The organism is Arenibacter certesii DSM 19833, assembly GCF_000429545.1.
In the GTDB taxonomy this organism is placed as follows: Bacteria; Bacteroidota; Bacteroidia; order Flavobacteriales; family Flavobacteriaceae; genus Arenibacter; species Arenibacter certesii.
The window spans coordinates 1-1,868 of the sequence record NZ_AUCB01000079.1 but is presented as its reverse complement, the minus strand read 5'-3'; the positions used below and the strand labels follow the sequence as shown (position 1 = coordinate 1,868).

Genomic DNA, 1,868 nt, shown 5'->3' with positions numbered 1-1,868 from the left:
TCTTATTTTTCAAAGGGGGGTCAGCATCCGCCAGAACGGCAGTTACTTATTGATTAGGCTTTAGAGGGGTCAGCATGCTCCAGTATATCCATTCATCTACAAAAACATCATAAATATCGTCACTGCTCAGTGAATTAAGCTTTTCAGGGTTGGATATTATAGAAGTGAATTGGCCAGACCTTCGTTCATATTTTAATAGTCCATTTCCATAACTACCAAACAAAACAGTTTCGCTCTTATGTTCTCCAATTGCATTCAAGCGTTTAGAGCTATGCATAGGAATAAATTTATCTTTATTTGCTTGATAAATATAAAGCACATCGCCTACAGTGGTCCAAACCTCCCCAAGATCATTGGTGTATACTTGATTCTGACTAAAAATATCATATCTACCAATATTATAAGTTTTAATTATAACATTTCTGTTAGCGTCATATTTTAAAAGACCTTTATCAGTTCCTATCCAAAAGTAACCATCTTCCCCTCGTGCCATGGTGACCATTTTATATGAAGGCAAACAACTTTTTATTGTAAGAGTCTTACCCTCTATTTTATAATTTTTGTCCCCTGTGAATATCCATATATTCTCCTCTCCATCGTGGTATATTTCAAATACTGCATTAGATGAAAGTGTTTTAGTTATTTCAGGTGCTGAAATAATCCTTAGTGTTCTTGTATCTAAAATACTAATACCATTTGTAGTACCTACCCATAATTTATGTTTGGAAGAGGCTAAGGAATATATCTTATTACCTACGAGCGAAGTACTATCATTAGGCCTATTCTTAAAGATTTCGAATCTATATCCATCAAATCGATTAAGCCCATTTTGCGTCCCTAACCACAAAAACCCATCAGTATCCTTAACAATTTTCCTAACCTCATTATGCGATAGACCATCTACTGTGGTATAATGGTTGAAAAGATATTCCTGTGAAAAACCATTTATAGATATAAAAAAGAGAATAACTAAGATGATTTTTCGTTGGGACATTTATAAACATTTGAGACTAATATACAAATAATAGAAAAATATATGAATAACCTTAAGAGCATTAAAAATAGGATTTACAACTGTGTTAAATATGATCATAAACTCCGTATTACTATTTTATTTAGTATAACTTTTATTTAAATAAAGATTAATTCACCCCATCACTCATACCATTCAGATTCCAAATGTTTGCTCGTATAGTTGAATCTAATAAATTACCTTTATCGATTTCTACTTCCTTAACTTTTAGGTGTTAAGTGATGATAATCACTGTATTAAATCCAGTGGTCTTGTTAAATTAATGGGATAGAAAAGAATGAGCTGTCATTTCTGACAGCCCAGTTCCAACTAATTAACCAAATAACAATCTTATATCCTCATAATACTATGAAGTTTTATTCAAAGGTTTACTATCAGAAACCGTGTCTTTTTCTATAAATGCGGCTTTTAGTTCTGGGGCAATTCCATCGTTTATTTGTATATCAGGTAATGCTCCCTTTATATCTTTAAGTCCCACATCTGAAATCTGTGTCTCCCAAACATAAAGGCTTTTTAATCCCTTTAAATCCTTCAAAATAGATATGCTCTGATCTGTAATACCCGTTCCATACACTTTTAGCATACTAAGCTGGTCCAGACCAGTCAACTTATTTAACTCGGTATCGGTAATAGGTGTCTTATCAAGTTCTAACCACTCCAAGTTTTTACACTGGGCTACCAAGTCCATTTCCTGTTCCCCTATGGGGATACCGCTCAGGTCCAATTCGATGATATTGTTAGAGATCCGTTTTAAATCCGTTATAGGTTTAGGTTCATAATTGGGAGGCAAAAAAACCGATATGCTCAAAGCCTGAGAATTACTGCTTATCCTATT

General features: G+C 33.6%; 2 protein-coding genes. Both read right to left on the bottom strand.

Annotated elements, in window-relative coordinates; translation table 11 throughout:
* Positions 1-46 precede the first annotated feature (46 nt).
* Positions 47-994, bottom strand: coding sequence for a ligand-binding sensor domain-containing protein (locus G466_RS0118850; protein WP_026815003.1), 948 nt, complete (start codon positions 992-994; stop codon positions 47-49).
* Positions 995-1,379: 385 nt separating this feature from the next.
* On the bottom strand, positions 1,380-1,868 hold a 489-nt coding region (locus tag G466_RS24185), incomplete at its 5' end, for a leucine-rich repeat domain-containing protein (protein WP_026815002.1).